The sequence below is a fragment of the Aquabacterium humicola genome, from assembly GCF_030167915.1.
GTDB lineage: Bacteria > Pseudomonadota > Gammaproteobacteria > Burkholderiales > Burkholderiaceae_C > Pseudaquabacterium > Pseudaquabacterium humicola.
Map to the genome: position 1 here is coordinate 1131184 of NZ_JARGNB010000002.1, position 16021 is coordinate 1147204.

15 protein-coding genes, 1 tRNA gene and 1 pseudogene are annotated in these 16021 nt (G+C 71.6%); 11 read left to right on the top strand and 6 right to left on the bottom strand.

Annotation, left to right across the window (positions count from 1 at the left end; genetic code table 11):
• Positions 1 to 38: 38 nt before the first annotated feature.
• From serS to P1K89_RS15470, 8 genes are all read left to right on the top strand, one after another.
• Complete coding sequence (gene serS / locus P1K89_RS15435; protein ID WP_284617324.1) at positions 39 to 1343, top strand: serine--tRNA ligase; 1305 nt, start codon at positions 39 to 41, stop codon at positions 1341 to 1343.
• A 52-nt stretch (positions 1344 to 1395) separates the two neighbouring features.
• Positions 1396 to 1486 (top strand) — tRNA-Ser (locus P1K89_RS15440).
• 137 nt (positions 1487 to 1623) lie between these two features.
• A complete protein-coding gene (locus P1K89_RS15445) occupies positions 1624 to 2103 on the top strand; it encodes a hypothetical protein (RefSeq protein ID WP_284617325.1) in 480 nt (159 codons plus the stop codon).
• 70 nt (positions 2104 to 2173) lie between these two features.
• Positions 2174 to 2851 carry a BON domain-containing protein gene (locus tag P1K89_RS15450; protein ID WP_284617326.1) on the top strand — a complete coding sequence of 226 codons (678 nt, stop codon included), beginning with the start codon at positions 2174 to 2176 and terminating at the stop codon, positions 2849 to 2851.
• Positions 2852 to 2916: 65 nt separating this feature from the next.
• Entirely contained in the window at positions 2917 to 3846 is a 930-nt protein-coding gene (locus tag P1K89_RS15455) for a hypothetical protein (RefSeq protein WP_284617327.1), read from the top strand.
• Between the two features lie 143 nt (positions 3847 to 3989).
• Positions 3990 to 4532 (top strand): Spy/CpxP family protein refolding chaperone, encoded by a 543-nt coding sequence (locus P1K89_RS15460; protein WP_284617328.1) that lies wholly within the window; start codon positions 3990 to 3992, stop codon positions 4530 to 4532.
• Between the two features lie 100 nt (positions 4533 to 4632).
• The gene (locus tag P1K89_RS15465) at positions 4633 to 5340 is read left to right on the top strand and encodes a response regulator transcription factor (protein WP_284617329.1); all 708 of its coding nucleotides are present in this window, start codon (positions 4633 to 4635) and stop codon (positions 5338 to 5340) included.
• A 34-nt stretch (positions 5341 to 5374) separates the two neighbouring features.
• Entirely contained in the window at positions 5375 to 6844 is a 1470-nt protein-coding gene (locus tag P1K89_RS15470; RefSeq protein WP_284617330.1) for a sensor histidine kinase, read from the top strand.
• A gap of 26 nt (positions 6845 to 6870) precedes the next feature.
• Here the strand turns inward: P1K89_RS15470 and P1K89_RS15475 are convergent, their stop codons facing one another.
• The 3 genes and pseudogenes from P1K89_RS15475 to P1K89_RS15485 all read right to left on the bottom strand — a co-directional run bounded on the left by P1K89_RS15475 (position 6871) and on the right by P1K89_RS15485 (position 9274).
• Positions 6871 to 8268, bottom strand: coding sequence for an MATE family efflux transporter (locus P1K89_RS15475; protein ID WP_284617331.1), 1398 nt, complete (start codon positions 8266 to 8268; stop codon positions 6871 to 6873).
• A complete protein-coding gene (locus P1K89_RS15480) occupies positions 8265 to 8747 on the bottom strand; it encodes a DUF3717 domain-containing protein (protein WP_284617332.1) in 483 nt (160 codons plus the stop codon). Before P1K89_RS15480 ends, P1K89_RS15475 begins: the two co-directional genes overlap by 4 nt.
• Before the next feature lie 142 nt (positions 8748 to 8889).
• Positions 8890 to 9274 (bottom strand): annotated as a pseudogene (locus P1K89_RS15485) (PPC domain-containing DNA-binding protein).
• Between the two features lie 56 nt (positions 9275 to 9330).
• Between P1K89_RS15485 and P1K89_RS15490 the strand changes: the two are divergent.
• Entirely contained in the window at positions 9331 to 10065 is a 735-nt protein-coding gene (locus P1K89_RS15490) for a DUF1223 domain-containing protein (RefSeq protein ID WP_284617333.1), read from the top strand.
• A 40-nt stretch (positions 10066 to 10105) separates the two neighbouring features.
• Here the strand turns inward: P1K89_RS15490 and P1K89_RS15495 are convergent, their stop codons facing one another.
• Together P1K89_RS15495 and P1K89_RS15500 are read right to left on the bottom strand one after the other, a co-directional pair.
• Positions 10106 to 11716: a DEAD/DEAH box helicase gene (locus P1K89_RS15495; protein ID WP_284617334.1), complete on the bottom strand. Its 1611-nt coding sequence runs from the start codon at positions 11714 to 11716 to the stop codon at positions 10106 to 10108.
• A 449-nt stretch (positions 11717 to 12165) separates the two neighbouring features.
• Entirely contained in the window at positions 12166 to 12792 is a 627-nt protein-coding gene (locus P1K89_RS15500) for a glutathione S-transferase family protein (protein ID WP_284617335.1), read from the bottom strand.
• A 112-nt stretch (positions 12793 to 12904) separates the two neighbouring features.
• Here P1K89_RS15500 and P1K89_RS15505 point away from each other — a divergent pair, with 112 nt between their 5' ends.
• A complete protein-coding gene (locus P1K89_RS15505) occupies positions 12905 to 13909 on the top strand; it encodes a LysR family transcriptional regulator (protein WP_284617336.1) in 1005 nt (334 codons plus the stop codon).
• On the opposite strand, the gene P1K89_RS15510 is transcribed toward P1K89_RS15505, so the two are convergent.
• Complete coding sequence (locus tag P1K89_RS15510) at positions 13854 to 15482, bottom strand: GMC family oxidoreductase (RefSeq protein WP_284617337.1); 1629 nt, start codon at positions 15480 to 15482, stop codon at positions 13854 to 13856. The two genes, P1K89_RS15505 and P1K89_RS15510, sit on opposite strands and share 56 nt — an antisense overlap.
• A 269-nt stretch (positions 15483 to 15751) precedes the next feature.
• Between P1K89_RS15510 and P1K89_RS15515 the strand changes: the two genes are divergently transcribed.
• Positions 15752 to 15967 (top strand): cold-shock protein, encoded by a 216-nt coding sequence (locus P1K89_RS15515; RefSeq protein WP_284617522.1) that lies wholly within the window; start codon positions 15752 to 15754, stop codon positions 15965 to 15967.
• The last annotated feature ends 54 nt before the right edge of the window (positions 15968 to 16021 follow it).

The window sequence follows — 16021 nt, forward strand, 5'->3', positions numbered from 1 at the left end:
GTTCCTACAATCGCCCCCGATTTCGAAAGAGAACCACCATGCTGGACATCACCCTGCTGCGCCGCGACCTCGACTCGGTCGTTGCGCGGCTCGAGACCCGCAAGACCCCGCAGCCCTATCTCGACGTCGAGCGCTTCCGCGCGCTCGAGGGCGAGCGCAAGTCGCTGCAGACCCGCACCGAGGAGCTGCAGGCCAAGCGCAACGCGCTGTCGAAGCAGATCGGACAGATGAAGGGCAAGGGCGAGGACACCTCGGCGCTGATGGCCGAAGTGAGCGGCATCGCCGACGAGATGAAGGCCGGTGCCGAGCGGCTGGAAGCGCTGCAGGCCGAGCTGTCGCTGATGCTGATGGGCGTGGCCAACCTGCCGCACGAGAGCGTGCCGGTCGGTCCCGACGAGCACGCCAACGTCGAGCAGCGCCGCTGGGGCACGCCGCGCACGTTCGACTTCCCGGTCAAGGACCATGTCGACCTGGGCGCGCCGCTGGGGCTCGACCCCGAGACCGGCGCCAAGCTCGCCGGCTCGCGCTTCACCTTCATGAAGGGCCCGGTCGCGCGGCTGCACCGTGCGCTGGCGCAGTTCATGCTCGACGTGCAGACCACCGAGCACGGCTACACCGAGTGCTACACGCCGTACATCGTCAACCGCGAGATCCTGGAGGGCACCGGCCAGCTGCCGAAGTTCAAGCAGGACATGTTTTGGGTATACCGCGGTGCCGAGGCGGGCGACGAAGCCCCGACCGAGCAGTACCTGATCTCGACCTCGGAGATCTCGCTGACGAACACGGTGCGCGATCAGATCCTGAAGGCCGAGGACCTGCCGGTGAAGCTGACCGCGCACAGCCCCTGCTTCCGCTCGGAGGCCGGCTCGGCCGGCCGCGATACCCGCGGCATGATCCGCCAGCACCAGTTCGACAAGGTCGAGATGGTGCAGGTCACGAAGCCGGAGGACAGCCCGCGCGCGCTCGAGGAGATGGTCGGCCATGCCGAGGCCATCCTGCAGAAGCTGGAGCTGCCGTACCGCGTGATGCTGCTGTCGACCGGCGACATGGGCTTCGGTGCCACCAAGACCTACGACCTGGAGGTCTGGCTGCCGGCGCAGAACACCTACCGCGAGATCAGCTCGTGCTCGGACTGCGGCGCCTTCCAGGCGCGGCGCATGCAGGCCCGCTACCGCAACGCCCAGGGCAAGCCCGAGCTCGTGCACACGCTCAACGGCTCGGGGCTGGCGGTGGGCCGCACGCTGGTCGCGGTGCTGGAGAACCACCAGCAGGCCGACGGCAGCATCCGCATCCCGGCCGCACTGCGTCCTTATCTTGGCGGCCTCGAAGAACTGCGGAATTGATGCGCTAGAATCGCGGGCTTCACCCGGCCGACCACCGGTGAAGAACAGATCGGGAGAGGTGGCAGAGTGGTCGAATGCGCCGGACTCGAAATCCGGTATACGGTAACCCCGTATCGTGGGTTCGAATCCCACCCTCTCCGCCAGGCATCACGCCAGCACGAAGGCCGTCGCGACAGCGACGGCCTTTTGCTTTGCGCGCCGACCGCCGGCGACCGCCGGCGGACCTCAAGACGACGCGCTGCGCTGCCGATATCCCGTGGGCGTACTCCTGCCTGCCGTGATGTCCATGTCCCGCCCGTCGTCCCGTCCCCCCAGGTCGAGCAAGCCGCGCGGCGGCCTCGTCGGCTTCGTGCGCAAGTTGCTGTTCGGTCACCTGCGCCTCGTTCGCACGGACGGTCGCTGGCGCCTGTTGCTGCAGGACCGCGATGCCCCTGCGGCCGCCCAAGACGCGCCGCCGACGCTGGCGCCGGTGAGCGCACCGCCGACCGACGCTGAAGCGGCCGCCCAGCGCCTGGCGCTGAAGGCGCTGCTCGATGCCAACCCCGATACCCGCCATGCGTTGCCGCACCTGCGTTACCTCGAGTCGGCGCTGGCCCGCCAGGGGGCGCGTGCGATCCCGGAGACGCCGGCGCACGTGCTGAAGAAGATCCTGCTGCAGCTCGACGGACTGAACGACATCTCGCATCCTGCGCTGCTGCAGTTGCAGGAACGGGTCTCGATCGCGCTGGAGCGGGAGACGGAACCCGCTGAGACGCCGTAGGACAGCGCGCACAGCGAAATCGGCGCGCCGCCGACAAGCCAGGTTCCCGGGCGGCCCTAGGCTTGCCCTCATGCTTCCCCATCGCACCCCGCTGCAATCGGCCGTGGCGACGGAACCGCCGCCCAAGCCGACGCGCGCCGCGCCTGCCCCGCGCCGGCGCATCCGCTGGTTTGCCTGGCTGTTTCCCGCCGTCATCGGCGCGGCCATTGCCGGGCTGCTGGTGTCCGACTACTACGAGACCGAGACGCTCGGCCAACGTGTCGACGCCACGATCGAACGCGGCGAAACCGCCGTGCGCGGCCTCGGCAGCGACGTTCAGCGCTCGGCCGATGGGGTCGTCGAACGCGGTGCCGAAACGATGGCGCGTGCGGCCGGCGCGGTGGGCGACGCCGGCATCACGGCCGGCATCAAGACGGCGCTCGCCGCCGATCCGAGCCTGAGCGCGCTGAAGATCGACGTCGACACGCACCAGGGTGTGGTGACCCTGCGCGGCCCGGCCCCGAGCGTCGAGGCGCGCGACCGCGCGACCGTGCTGGCGCGCGCGCCGCGGGGCGTGGTCGACGTGCGCAACGAGCTGCAGCTGCCGGGTGGCGCGCAGGTGACGCAGACCGCGCAGACCACGCCGGCCGCGCCGATCGCGCTGACGGCGCCGACGACGCCGACCGCGGAGTCGTCGCCGGCTGCAACGACCGCCCAGACCGCCCCGGTCCCCGCCGTAACGCCGTCTTCGTCCTCCCCCGACCGCTGACGCCCACGAACCCAGCGATCTCCGCACTGGCGGCGCGACCGCCAGCGGATGCACAATCCGCCGCCATGCATTTCGCCCGCTCCTGCCTGGCGATCGCCGCGCTCGCGCTGGTCGTGGGCTGCGCATCGCGGGCCGTCGACGTGAAACCCGCACCGGCGGACCCGGCCGCCTATGCCGGCTGGGCGTGCGAGCGCCTCGCCGAGCAGATCGATGCCGTGCAGCAGCGCGCCGCGGACGTCGCCTACGCCGTCGATACCCGAGCGGGCCACAACATGATCGCGCTGGGCATCGGCGTCACCGTGTTCTGGCCCGCGCTGCTGGCGATGCGGCCCGACGGGGCGGAAGCGGCGGAACTGGCCGCATTGAAGGGCCGCTTCGAAGCGATGCAGACCGCGGCCGCACGCCATCGCTGCGGTGCGTCGCTCACCGCGTCGGCGGCCGAACGCGACGAAGCGCTGCCGGTGGGCCTGGGTGATCGCCTGGTCTACGAGCAGCGCACCGGCCCTCGCGGTGCGGCCCACGAGCTCGGCATGCGCGTCGCGTCGCTGCAGCACGACCAGCTGGAGTTCACGCTCGACCTCGACGGCCAGGCGCTCGCGCAGCGCTGGTACCAGGATCTGGCCGGCAACGCGGTGTCGTCGCCGCAGCGGGCGCAGCCGGTCGGCCTGCAGCGGCTGCTGCAACGCGACCTTGCGCTCGGGCAGGTGCTGGCGGGCGAGCTGACGGCGGGCGATGCGCTGCCGGGGCGTGCGCGCGTGCGCGGGCAGGTGGTCGCGATCGGCCCGCAGCAGATCGGCGGGAGGGAATTCGACGTCGCGGTGATCGAGCTCTTCGGCGACGTGCCGACCGCCGCCGGCGGCAGCACCCGCCTGGACGGCGTGATGTCGGTCGACCGCCGCAGCGGCGTGCTGCTGCGCCTGGAACTGCGCAGCAGCGACAACGCGCGCTACGCGCTGCGGCGCCGCCTCGTGCGCGTCGAGGCCGGCGGCGGCTGAGTGGACCCCCACGTCGCTTCGCTCCTGCCCGAGGCGGCCGCTTCGTCGACCCCTTTACCTAGCTTTACCCCCTGAACAAGGGGGCTTCAAGCCAGGTTCCCAGAATGCCCTCATCGTCAACCGATCGATGAGGTAATCAAGCAATGGTCACGATGATGCGCTCGAAGGGTCCGTGGACGCTGGCGGCCGGCATGCTGGTGCTGGCGCTGGCCGGCGGGGCTGCGCAGATGGCGCAGGCGATGCCCGGCGGCGAAGGGCAGCACGCCATGCACCGCGGCCATGGTGCGGGCGGCCACGGCGGCCCGATGATGATGATGTCCGAGCGGGTGCTGCAAGCCGTCGGCGCCAGTGCCGACCAGCAGGCCCGCGTGCAGCAGATCTACCGCGCCGCGCACGAGGAATTGCGTGCGCAGCACCAGGCCGCCGGCGACCTGCGTGCGCAGTGGGTGCAGATCTTCACCGCGCCGACGGTGGACGCGCGCGCCGCCGAGGCGCTGCGCCAGAAGCAGGCCGCGCTGCACGAGGCCGCCAGCAAGCGAATGCTCCAGGCGACGATCGAGGCCGCCGCGGTGCTGACGCCGGAGCAGCGTGCGAAGCTCGCCGAACAGATCGGCAAGCGCCGCGACATGATGGAACGTCACCGCCGCGAGCGCGATTCGCTCGATGGCGCGCCCAAGCGCAGCTGAAGGCTGCGCGGCCCCCGGCCGATGGTTCCGATTCCCTTCCTTCCAGGAGCTTCGCTCCGGCGCCCCGTGCGCCGGGGCGTTTTTGTTTTTTAATCAGTCCATGAGCGCACGATTGCTGTTGATCGACGACGACGCCCGCCTGACCTCGATGGTCGGCGACTACCTGCGTGGCCACGGCTACCAGGTGGACACCGCTGGCTCGCTGGCCGGGGGGCGCGAACGCCTGCGCGGCGGACCCTACGACGCGCTGGTGCTCGACCTGATGCTGCCGGACGGCGACGGCCTGGACCTGACGCGCGAGCTGCGGGCCGACGCCCGCACCAAGCGCCTGCCGCTGCTGATGCTGACCGCCCGTGGAGAACCGCTGGACCGGGTCGTCGGGCTGGAGCTCGGTGCCGACGACTACCTGCCCAAGCCCTTCGAGCCGCGCGAGCTGCTGGCCCGCGTCAAGGCGTTGCTGCGCCGCGCCGAACCCGACACCGCGGGCGACGACGTGCTGCGTTTCGGCCGGCTGGAAATCGACATGGGCGCGCGCCAGGCGCGCATCGAGGGCAAGGCCTGCGACCTCACGGGCCACCAGTTCGACCTGCTGTGCGTGCTGGCGCAGAGCGCCGGCCGCGTGCTGTCGCGCGACCAGATCATGGACGCGCTGAAGGGCCACCCGATCGAGGCCTTCGACCGCAGCATCGACGTGCATGTCTCGCGCATCCGCGCCTGCATCGAGGACGACCCGAAGTGCCCGAAGCGCGTTCTGACGGTGCGCGGCTCGGGCTACGTCTTCGCGCGCAAGCAGGACGCCGACGAGTGAGGCTCGCTGCGGCGCCGCGGCGCGAGGGGGCGGCATGAAATCGCTCTACCTGCGCATCTGGCTCACGGTGGTGGCCGCGCTGGCGCTGTTCGCGCTGGTGTCGGGCTGGCTGTGGCAGCGCCAAGTCGCGCAGGAACGGGTGCGCTTCGAGCAGGTGGTCAACGAACGGGTCGCCGCCTGGGCCGAGCTGGTGCAGCGCTCGCTGCCGGCGGCCGATGCGCCGCCCGCGGCACAGTCGGAGGCGCTCGCGGAGTGGTCGATGCGCCTGCGCCTGCCGATGGCGCTGGACGACTCGCGCGGGCGCCGCATCGGCGCGTCCGACAGTTTCCTGCGGCGCGAAGCCGAAGGCGGTCTGCCGGCGATCTCGGTCAAGCTCGACGACGGCCGCACCTTGTGGATCGCGCGACGGCCGTTGCGGCGCGCGATGCAGGGCGACGGGCCGCGTGGCTTTGGCGGCCCCGCCACTGCGCCGCCGGACCGGCCTTGGGCCGAGGGCCCGCGGGCGGGCATGGCGCCGGCGCCAGGCGCCTGGCGCGATCGCGGAGGTCCCGCGGCGCAGCGCGACGAAGGTCCGCCGCCCGAGCGCCCGATGGGTCCTTTGAGGGTGCCCTCGCCGCTGCTGCTGCCGGGTGACGGCGTGATCGCTGCGGCCGGTCCGGTGCTGCTGCTCGGCCTGCTGCTGGTCGCGGTCGCGGCCGGTGCCTACCCGGTGGTGCGGCGGCTGACGCGGCGCCTGGAGTCGCTGAAGCAAGGCGTCGAGGCCTTCGGCGCGGGCAAGCTCGGCCAACGGGTCGACGAGTCCGGCCGCGACGAGGTCGCCGCGCTCGCTGGCACTTTCAATCGCACGGCCGAGCGCATCGAGGCGCTGGTGCGCTCGCACCAGAGCCTGCTGGCCAACGCCAGTCACGAGCTGCGCTCGCCGCTCGCGCGTTTGAAGATGGCGGTGGCGATGTACGGCGACGCCGCCGATGCGCAGCGTGCGGCGCTGCGCCAGGAGATCGAAACCGACGTCGCCGAGCTCGACGCGCTGGTTGAGGAAGTGCTGCTCGCCAGCCGCCTCGACGCGGCGGGCGTGCTCGAGCGCCGCGAGCCGGTCGAGCTGCTGGGCCTCGCCGCGGAGGAAGCCGCGCGGGTCGGCGCGCAGGCCGCCGGCTCGGCGGTCACGGTGCAGGGCAGCGAACGCCTGCTGCGCCGCGCACTGCGCAACCTGCTGGAGAACGCCCACCGTTATGGCGGTGCCGAAGTCGAGGCCCAGATCGTCCAACGGCCCGACGGCGGCGCGGAGGCGCGGGTCAGCGACCGCGGCCCCGGCGTGCCGGCAGCCTTCCGCGAACGCATCTTCGAACCCTTCTTCCGGCTGCCCGGCCATGCCGAGCGCGAAGGCGGCGTGGGCCTCGGCCTGAGCCTGGTGCGCCAGATCGCCGAGCACCACGGCGGCAGTGTGCGCTGCGAGCCACGCGACGGCGGCGGCAGCTGCTTCGTGCTGGCGCTGCCCGCCGGCTGAATCGCCTGCCCGCTGACCTCGCGGGCTCAGCGCGCGCTCGCGATCTCGAGCGCTTCACGCCTCTTCGCGCGGTGCACCGCACCCATGAAGGCGCTCAGGCCCGCCGCCGCGACCGCGAGGCCGGCGGTCGATGCCATCCAGAAGCCCGGCGCACCGTGCCACGCGGCCGGCATGCCGCCGCCGATGTTGAACGCCAGCACGTAGCCGCCGGCCAGCCCCACGCCCCATAGCGCGACCGCGTAGATCACCAGCGGCGCGGTCGCGACATGCCAGGCGCGCAGCACGAAGGCCGCGGCGGTCTGCACCGCGTCGGCGGCGTGGAACAGCGTGACCCATGCCACCAGCGGCAGCGCCGCGGCGATCACCGCCGCGTCGGTGGTGTACAGGCCGACGATCGCTCCGCGCAGCGCGAACACCGCGCCGCCGACCACCAGCGCGACCACCAGCGCCAGCAGCACGCCGTGGCGGCCCAGGCGGCAGGCGTCGGCGAGATCGGCCGCGCCGATGCGTTGCGCGACCAGCGTGCCGGTGGCATTCGCCAGCCCGAGCGGCATCATGAACAGCAGCGCGACGAGGTTGGCCGCGATCTGGTGGCCGGCCACCGGCGTCTCGCCGAGGCGCGCGATGAAGATCGCCATGAAGGCGAAGCCGGTGACCTCGATCAGGATCGACAACCCCATCGGCACGCCGAGCTTCAGCAAGGCCTTCAGCGACGCCGGCTGCGGCCGGTCGAGGCCGCGGCCGCGCAGCGCGAAGCGCGCATAGAACGGGTCGCGCCGCAGCACGACCCAGGCCACGATCACCTGGGCCCACATCGCGACCAGCGTCGCGATGCCGCAGCCCTGCACGCCGAGGGCCGGCACGTCCAGCGCCGGCACGCCGCCGACCAGCGCGATCGACAGCGGCACCTTGAGCGCCAGCCCGCCGATCTGCAGCGCCATCACCGCCTTCGGCCGCGACACCGCGGTGTTGAAGCCGCGGTAGATCGTGAACAGCAGCGAGGCCGGCAGCGAGAAGGCCAGCGCCAGCAGGTAGCCGCGTATCTTGGACGCTACTTCGGGCCCCGCCTGCGACAGCGCCAGGAAGGGCGCCGGGAAGAGCAGCAGCGTGCTGCCCACCAGCGCCAGCCCGAGCGCCAGCCACATCGCCTGGTGCAGCTGCGCGCCGGCCTCGGCCTCGCGCCCGGCGCCGAACAGCTGGCCGACGATCGGGCTGATCGCCAGCACCACGCCCATCAGGCCGATGAAGACCGTGACGAAGGCCGCCGAGCCGACCGCGAGCGCGGCGAGGTCGGTCGACGAATGACGCGCGACCAGCACGGTGTCGACGGTGGAGAAACCCAGCACCGCGAGCTGGCCGATGAAGACCGGCCACGCCAAGGGCACGATGCGCCTCACGCTGGCGACGAAGCCCGCGGGGTTCATCGTGCGCCGGTGCCCGTCGGCCTGGTGGAAAGGGGGGTGTCGAAGCTGTCCGGCGCCGGATGGTCGATGCCGCTGGCGCTGCGTGCACGCTCGGCATAGCGGTTGAAGCGCCACGCCGTGCCTTCCTTGGTGATGCGGCGCCACACCAGGCGTTTTTCGGCCGGCGTCAGCACCGGCCAGTGCTGCACCTCGTCTTCGGTGCGGCCGCAGCCCTTGCACACCGCATCACCTTGCGCGGTCGAGCAGATCGCGATGCAGGGCGCGTCCGGCGTGTGGGCGTACCAGTCCAGCCAGGCCTCGCGCGCGGCGGCGGGCATCGTGTCCTCGTCGGCCAGCGGCTCGCGGTAATAGACCATCAGCGCGTAGACCTCGGCCAGCGCGCGCACCTGCTTGCAGGCGGTGATGCCGTCGGGCGAGGGCGAACGCTCGCGCCACCAGTTGATGGCCGCTTCGATGTCGGTGATGTGGATGCCGGCCATGGGCAGGGGGGGCGGGTCGTGAACGGTCGGGCGTCCGGCGAAGGGGCGGCAAGCATAGCGCGGCTGCAGAGGCCGGCCGCGTGGCAGGTGACCGCTCAGGCCCGCGGTTGGAAACCGCTCGGGCCCGCGGTCGGATGACCGCTCAAACCTTCCGTCGAACCACCAACTCGGCGTAGCCGGTGGCGGCATCGGGCTGGCGCCCGAACTGCCAGTCCGGCAGCACGGCCACCAGCACTTCGGCCGTCGTGCGCACGATGCAGCCCGGCGCGACGTGGCCCCCCGAGCACGCGGCCCTGCGCGTCGGCGACGCTGGCATGCAGGTGCGCGCCGTCGGGCGACAACGAGCCCGACAGCGTCAGCAGCTCGAAGTCGCCTTGAAGCAAGGTCGGCTCGTCGGCCCCGGCCAGGCGCAGCGCCAGTGTCGACAGGCTGCCGATGCCGGCCAGCACGAAGGCCGCCGGTGCGGCCATTTGAAGCGCGAGGCGCAGGTCCGCGCCGGGCGGCAGTCTCAGCGGCAGCGTCTGCATGCGGGTCATTGTGGCGCGCGATGTAAGCGGCGAGGGGGTTGGCGCGACGATCCCGCATGGATGCCCGTTCTCCCTGGTGCGCCGCCACGCTGGCGCTGGGCCTGGCCACGTCGACCGGCGTGGTTGCCGATGCCGGCCGCTGCGAAGCTCGCTCGGCGCCGCAGCAGGCGCGCCTCGTCGAGCTGTACACCTCCGAAGGCTGCAACTCGTGCCCGCCGGCCGATCGCTGGCTGTCGACGCTGAAGGGCCGCGACGACGTGCTCGCTGCGGCCTTCCATGTCGACTACTGGGACCACCTCGGCTGGAAGGACCGCTTCGGCGCGGCGGCGCACACCGAGCGCCAGGCGCAGCGGGTCGCAGCCGGCGCCTCGCGTTTTGCGTACACACCGCAGGTGCTGGTCGACGGCCGCGACTGGCGGCGCTGGCCGCAGCTGCCGCCGGCCGGTGGTCCGGCGCCGGTGGCGATCCAGTTGCGGCGCGAGGACACGCGCGTGATCGTCGACGTCGCGCCGCTGACGGGCGCGCCGGGCACGATCGCTGCGTGGTGGGTGCTGCTGGAGGACGGCCATGCCAGCGCGGTGAAGGCCGGCGAGAACCGCGGCGTCGCGCTGCAGCACGATCATGTCGTGCGGGCCTATGGGCAACGCGCGAGTTGGGCGTCGGCGGCGCCAGCGCGCTTCGAGATCACGGCGCCGCGCCACGGCGAAGGCGGCCGGCCGGTACGGCTGCTGGTGGTCGTCAGCGATGCCCGCAGCGGCCTGCCGCTGCAGGCCGTGCAGTTGGGTTGTTAGGTCCCGGGGCGGTCAGGTTCCGCGCCGCGGGACCGTCGCGTCAGCGCGCCGGGCCGCGCGGCTTGCCGCCGAAGCCGCGGCCGCCGGCGCCACCGCCGAAGCCTCCGCCGTTGAATCCGCCGTTGAATCCGCCACCGGAACCGCCGAAGCCGCCGCGGTTGCCGCCGTGCGCCGGACGACCACCCTGGCCGCCGAAGCCTTCACGCGGGGCGAAGCCGTCGCGGTTGGCAAAACCTTCACGCGGGGCGACACCGTCGCGGTTGCCGAACCCTTCACGCGGGGCAAAGCCGTCGCGGTTGCCGAAGCCGCCGCGGTTGCCACCGTGCCCACCCTTCGGCGGGAACGGCTTGCCGGCAAAGCCGCGGCCGAGCGGCTTGCCGAACGAGCGGTCCTTCATCGGCGGCTTGTCCGACGGCGGCGGAGCCTTCGGCTCGAGGCCCGGCACGACGGTGGCGCTGATGCGCTGGGTCGTGAAGCGCTCGATGCGGCGGATCATGCCGATGTCGCGGCGCTCGGCCAGCGTGATCGCGAGGCCCGTGCGGCCGGCACGGCCGGTACGGCCGATGCGGTGCACGTAGTCCTCGGCCTTCATCGGCAGGCCGAAGTTGATGACGTGGCTGATCGTGGGCACGTCGATGCCGCGCGCGGCGACGTCGGTGGCCACCAGCACGCGCAGCTGGCCCTGGCGCAGGCCCTGCAGCACGCGGTTGCGGCGGCCCTGGGGCATGCCGCCGTGCAGCGCGGCGACGGCATGGCCGATCTCGGCGAGCTTGTAGGCCAGGTCGTCGGCATCGCGCTGGGTGCTGGTAAAGACCAGGGCCTGGTCGAGCTCGCGGTCGGTCAGCAGCTGCTCCAGCAGCGCATGCTTGTGGAACGGGCTGTCGGCCCAGTGCAGGCGCTGCTCGATCTGCGCATGCGTGTCGGTGTGCGACTGCACGCTGATGCGCTGCGGCTCGCGCGTCAGCTGCTGCGCCAGCTGGCCGACGTTGCCGGCGAAGGTGGCGCTGAACATCAGCGTCTGGCGGGTCTTCGGCAGCGCTTCGGCGACGGTGGTGATGTCGTCGATGAAGCCCATGTCGAGCATGCGATCGGCTTCGTCGAGCACCAGCATCTCGACCTGCGACATGATCGCCGCGCCCGAGTTCATCAGGTCGAGCAGGCGGCCGGGGGTCGCGATCAGGATGTCCAGCGGACCCCGCAGCGCCTTCAGCTGCGCGTGGTAGGGCACGCCGCCGACGACGTGCGCAATGCGCAGGCCCTGCACGCCGTGGCCGTACTCCATGCAGGCGCGCGACACCTGCATCGCCAGTTCACGCGTCGGCGCCAGCACGAGGATGCGCGGACCTTGCGGTTGGCCCTTCACGCGCTTCTTCGCCGGGTCCTGGCGCGCCAGCAGGATGCGCTGCAGCGCCGGCCAGACGAAGGCGGCGGTCTTGCCGCTGCCGGTCTGCGAGGACACCAGCAGGTCGACGCCGGTCAGCGCGACCGGCACGGCGCGGGATTGCACTTCGGTCGGCGACGGGTAGCCGGCGTGGGTGATGGCCTTCAGGATCTCGGGCGCGAGGCCGAGCACGTCGAAGGCGCCGGTGGTGATGTTGTTCTCGACGGTGTCGACCATCGGGGTCGGGTCGATCTGGGGTTCGAAACTCATGGAACTGCTTTCATCGAGCAAGCCATGCCCGGCAGCTTCAGGAAGCCACGACAAGGCACAGCCGCGGCGGCGCGAGTTGCGTCCACCGCAGGTGAAGTCGCCAAGCAAGGGAATGACGGACTGCAGAACGCAGTGCCGGCGGGCCCGAATGTCTGGAGCGACGGCATCGCCGCCAACCAGGCCTCGAGACGCGGCTTGAGTTCCCTGCGCCGAGCATTTCTCGGCTTGGAGGCAGGGCCCGGCTCGATGAGGGTCAGGGAGATGAACGAAGAATCGCCGAACGTGTATCGATGGGGGGCATCGGTGCACCCGATCGGCGAAGCCCGCGATTGTGGCACAAGGTTCTCAAGCTTGCACGGGTTTCCCCCGAAGCTTGCAGGCCATGCCGCGCCTGCAGCGCGACCTCACCGGCGTGGAAGCGTGCTCATCGGCGAAGTCGATCGCGGCCCTCACGATGTCGCTGCGGCCACCGGCATCGGCACGAAGCCCGGCAGCGCCTCGATGCGCGCCAGCCAGGCGCGCAGGTGCGGGTAGTCGTCGAGGCCGATGCCACCTTCCGGCGCGCGCGCGGTGTAGCTGTAGAGCGCGATGTCGGCGATCGTCGGCGCGTCGCCCACCAGCCAGTCGCGCGCAGCCAGGTGCTGCTCGACGCGGGCGAAGAACTGGTGGCTCTGCGCATGCAGCGCGACACCGTCTCCCTGCTTCGAGATGCGCTGCCAGCGCGCCACCGCCGGCCCGCGCACCAGCGGCCCGGCGGCCGCGCCGAGCCAGCGCTGGATCTCGGCCTGCGTGCGCACGTCGGCCGGCAGCCAGCGGCGGTCGGCGTCGTAGGTGAGCGCCAGGTAGACGAGGATCGCGTTGCTGTCGGCCAGCGTGAAGTCGCCGTCCTCGATCACCGGCACCTGGCCGAAGAGGTTGCGCGCGATGAAGTCCGGCGCCTTCTGCTCGCCCTTCATCAGGTCGACTTCGACCAGCCGGTGCGGCAGGCCGAGCAGCGACAGCATCAGTTGCACGCGGTGCGCGTGGCCGGACAGGGCGAAGCGGTACAGCGTGATCGGCTGGGCGGGACGGGGCATGGCGGTGGTCCTTCGAGTTCATGGTGGAGATCGCCAGCGTATTCATTGCGTGCTGCGACAGGAATCTGCTCCGATAGCATTTGAGAATTCCACTTCACGTAACGGCGGCGCCATGGACCACCTCGACAGCCTGCGCACCTTCGTCGCCGTCGCCGACGCCGGCGGCTTCGCGCGCGCGGCGCGCCAGCGGGGCTTGTCGCCGCCCGCGGCAACGCGCGCGGTGGCCGCACTGGAGAAGCGGCTGGGCACGCCGCTGTTCCATCGCAGCACCCGCAGCCTGCGGCTGACCGAGGCGGGTGAAGCCTTCGTCGCCGACTGCCGGCGCATCTTGGGCGAACTCGACGACGCCGAAGCGGCGGTCAGCGGCCAGCGCGACGAGCCGCGTGGCGTGCTGGCCGTCACCGCGCCGACGATGTTCGGGCGCCGGCACATCGGGCCGCTGCTGCTGGACTTCCTCGCCGCGCAACCCGCGCTCGGCGCGCGTGCGTTCTTCGTCGACCGCGTCGTGCACCTGATCGACGAGGGCTTCGACGTCGCGCTGCGCATCGCGCCACTGCCGGATTCGAGCCTCACCGCGGTGCCGGTGGGCAGCCTGCGGCGCGTGGTCGTCGCCTCGCCGGCCTACCTCGCGACCCGCGGCGAGCCGCGCGACCTGTCCGATCTGGCGCGGCACGAGGCGATCGGTTTCAACTTCGACGGGCAGGGCAGCCAGCCCTGGCACTTCGGCGCCACGCGCGAAGCCGCGACGCCGCGGCAGCGGCTGGTGATCAACTCGGTCGAGATGAAGGTGGCCGCGGCCGTCGCCGGGTTCGGCCTGGCGCGCGCGCTGGCCTACCAGGTGACCGACGAGGTGCGCGACGGCCGGCTGCGCATCGTGCTGCCCGAGCACGAACCGCCACCGGTGCCGGTGCACCTGGTGTACCCGGCCGGCCGCATGGCCGCGGCGAAGGTGCGCGCCTTCGTCGGCTTCGCCGCCGAGCGCCTGCGGGCCGTACCGGTGCTGCAGGGGCGCGGGCTGGAAGCGTCCGCGCCCGGGCCTGCAGCAGACGCGGCCGCGCCGCTCAGGCGACCACCGCGGCGGCGGGCGCTTCCGCCGGGCGGCGCGCTGCCGCCTTGATCAGGTCGGCGGCCTTTTCGGCCACCGCGATCACCGGCGCGTTGGTATTGCCGCTGACGATGCTCGGCATCATCGACGCGTCGACCACACGCAGACCCTGCAGCCCGCGCACCCGCAGCTCGGTGTCGAGCACGTCCAGCGGACCCGAGCCCATGCGGCACGAGCCGACCGGGTGGTAGATCGTGTCGGCGTACTGGCGCAGGAAGGCCTCGATCTGCTCGTCGCTCTGCGCGCCGGCCGAGGTCGCCATCTCGCGGCCGCCCAGCGTGGCCAGCGCAGGCTGGGCAATGATGTGGCGCATCAGCTTGACGCCACGCACCAGGCGCGGCAGGTCGTCCGGGTGACCGAAGAAGTTCGGGTCGATCAGCGGCGCAGCGTAGGGGTCGGCGCTGGCCAGGCGCAGCGTGCCGCGGCTCTTCGGCTGCAGCAGGCAGATGTGGCACGAATAGCCGTGGCCGAACACCGTCTTGCGGCCGTGGTCGACCAGCTTGCCGATCACGAAGTGCACCTGCAGGTCGGGCGTCGCCAGCGCCGGGCTGCTCTTCATGAAGGCACCGGCTTCGGCGAAGTTGGTGGTCAGCGGGCCGGTGCGATGGCGGCGCCATTCGCGGATGGCACCGAGCGTGCGCCAGGCCGCGCCCAGCGACAGACCGAACAGGTCCTTCAGGTGCGGTGCATCGACGCCGAGCACCACGTCGACGTGGTCGTGGAGCTGCGCGCCCACACCCGGCAGGTCCAGCAGCGTGCGGATGCCGACCTGCTGCAGGTGTTCGCCCGGGCCGATGCCGCTCAACATCAGGATCTGCGGCGACTGCAGCGCGCCGGCGCACAGCAGCACCTCGCGCCGCGCATGCACTTGGCGCAGCGCGCCACCGTGGCGGTACTCGACGCCGACCGCGCGCCGGCCCTCGAACAGCAGGCGCGTGGTGTGGGCCTCGGTGATCACCTGCAGGTTGGGGCGACCGATGTGCGGCGTCAGGTAGGCCTTCGCGGCGCTGCAGCGCTCGCCGTTGCGGTGGGTGACCTGGTAGGGGCCAGCCCCTTCCTGCGTCGCCCCGTTGAAGTCGGGATTCAGCGGCAGGCCGGCCTCGACGCAGGCGCGGATGAAGTCAGGACCGTGCCGGTTCGGGCTGCGCAGATCCATCACGTTCAGCGGACCGCCGGTGCCGTGGAACGCATCGGCGCCACGCTCGTTGTGCTCGGAGCGCTTGAAGTAGGGCAGCAGGTCGTCGTAGGACCAGCCGGCGTTGCCTTCGGCGGCCCAGGCGTCGTAGTCCTCGCGCTGGCCGCGGATGTAGACCATCGCGTTGACCGAACTCGAGCCGCCCAGCACCTTGCCGCGCGGCTGGTAGCCGCGCCGGCCGTTGAGGCCGGCCTGCGGCACCGTGGAGAAGGCCCAGTTGTGCTGCCCGTTCTGCGCCAATAGCGCGAGGCCGGCCGGGCAGTGGATCAACACGCTCTTGTCGGGGCCGCCGGCCTCGAGCAGGCAGACCTTGACCTCGGGGTCTTCGCTGAGCCGAGAGGCCAGCACCGAGCCCGCCGAGCCGCCGCCAATCACGATGTAGTCGAACATGCTTGAAGTCTCCGTCGGCCTTGTTGCCTGCCACGTGGGGTCTCGATTCATCATATCGACCGGGCCGGCGCCGACGAGGTCCGTGGCTGCGCCTGGAATCGAGGCACACCTCTAGCGCAGTTGCGGGTAAGACCGCATGGCGCAGGCGCCGCTCTGAGGCAGGTGAAACGGCGCTCGTTCAGTTGCTGCTACATTCGGGGCAGACATCATGCGGCCGGCTTCGCGCCGGCCGCGATGTTTTTTCAAGTCATACCAAGGGCATTCTGTACATGAGCAACACGCAGACCGGCGTCGTCAAATGGTTCAACGACGGCAAGGGCTTCGGCTTCATCACGCCTGAAAACGGCGGCGGCGACCTGTTCGCCCACTTCAGCGAAATTCGCAACGGCGGCGGTTTCCGCAGCCTGCAGGAAAACCAGCGCGTCGAGTTCGAAGTCAAGCAGGGCCCGAAGGGCCTGCAGGCCGCGAACATCAAGGTGCTCTGAAACGTGCACCCGGGCGCCCGAAGACGGCGCGCCCAAGAACAGAACCGCGGCCCT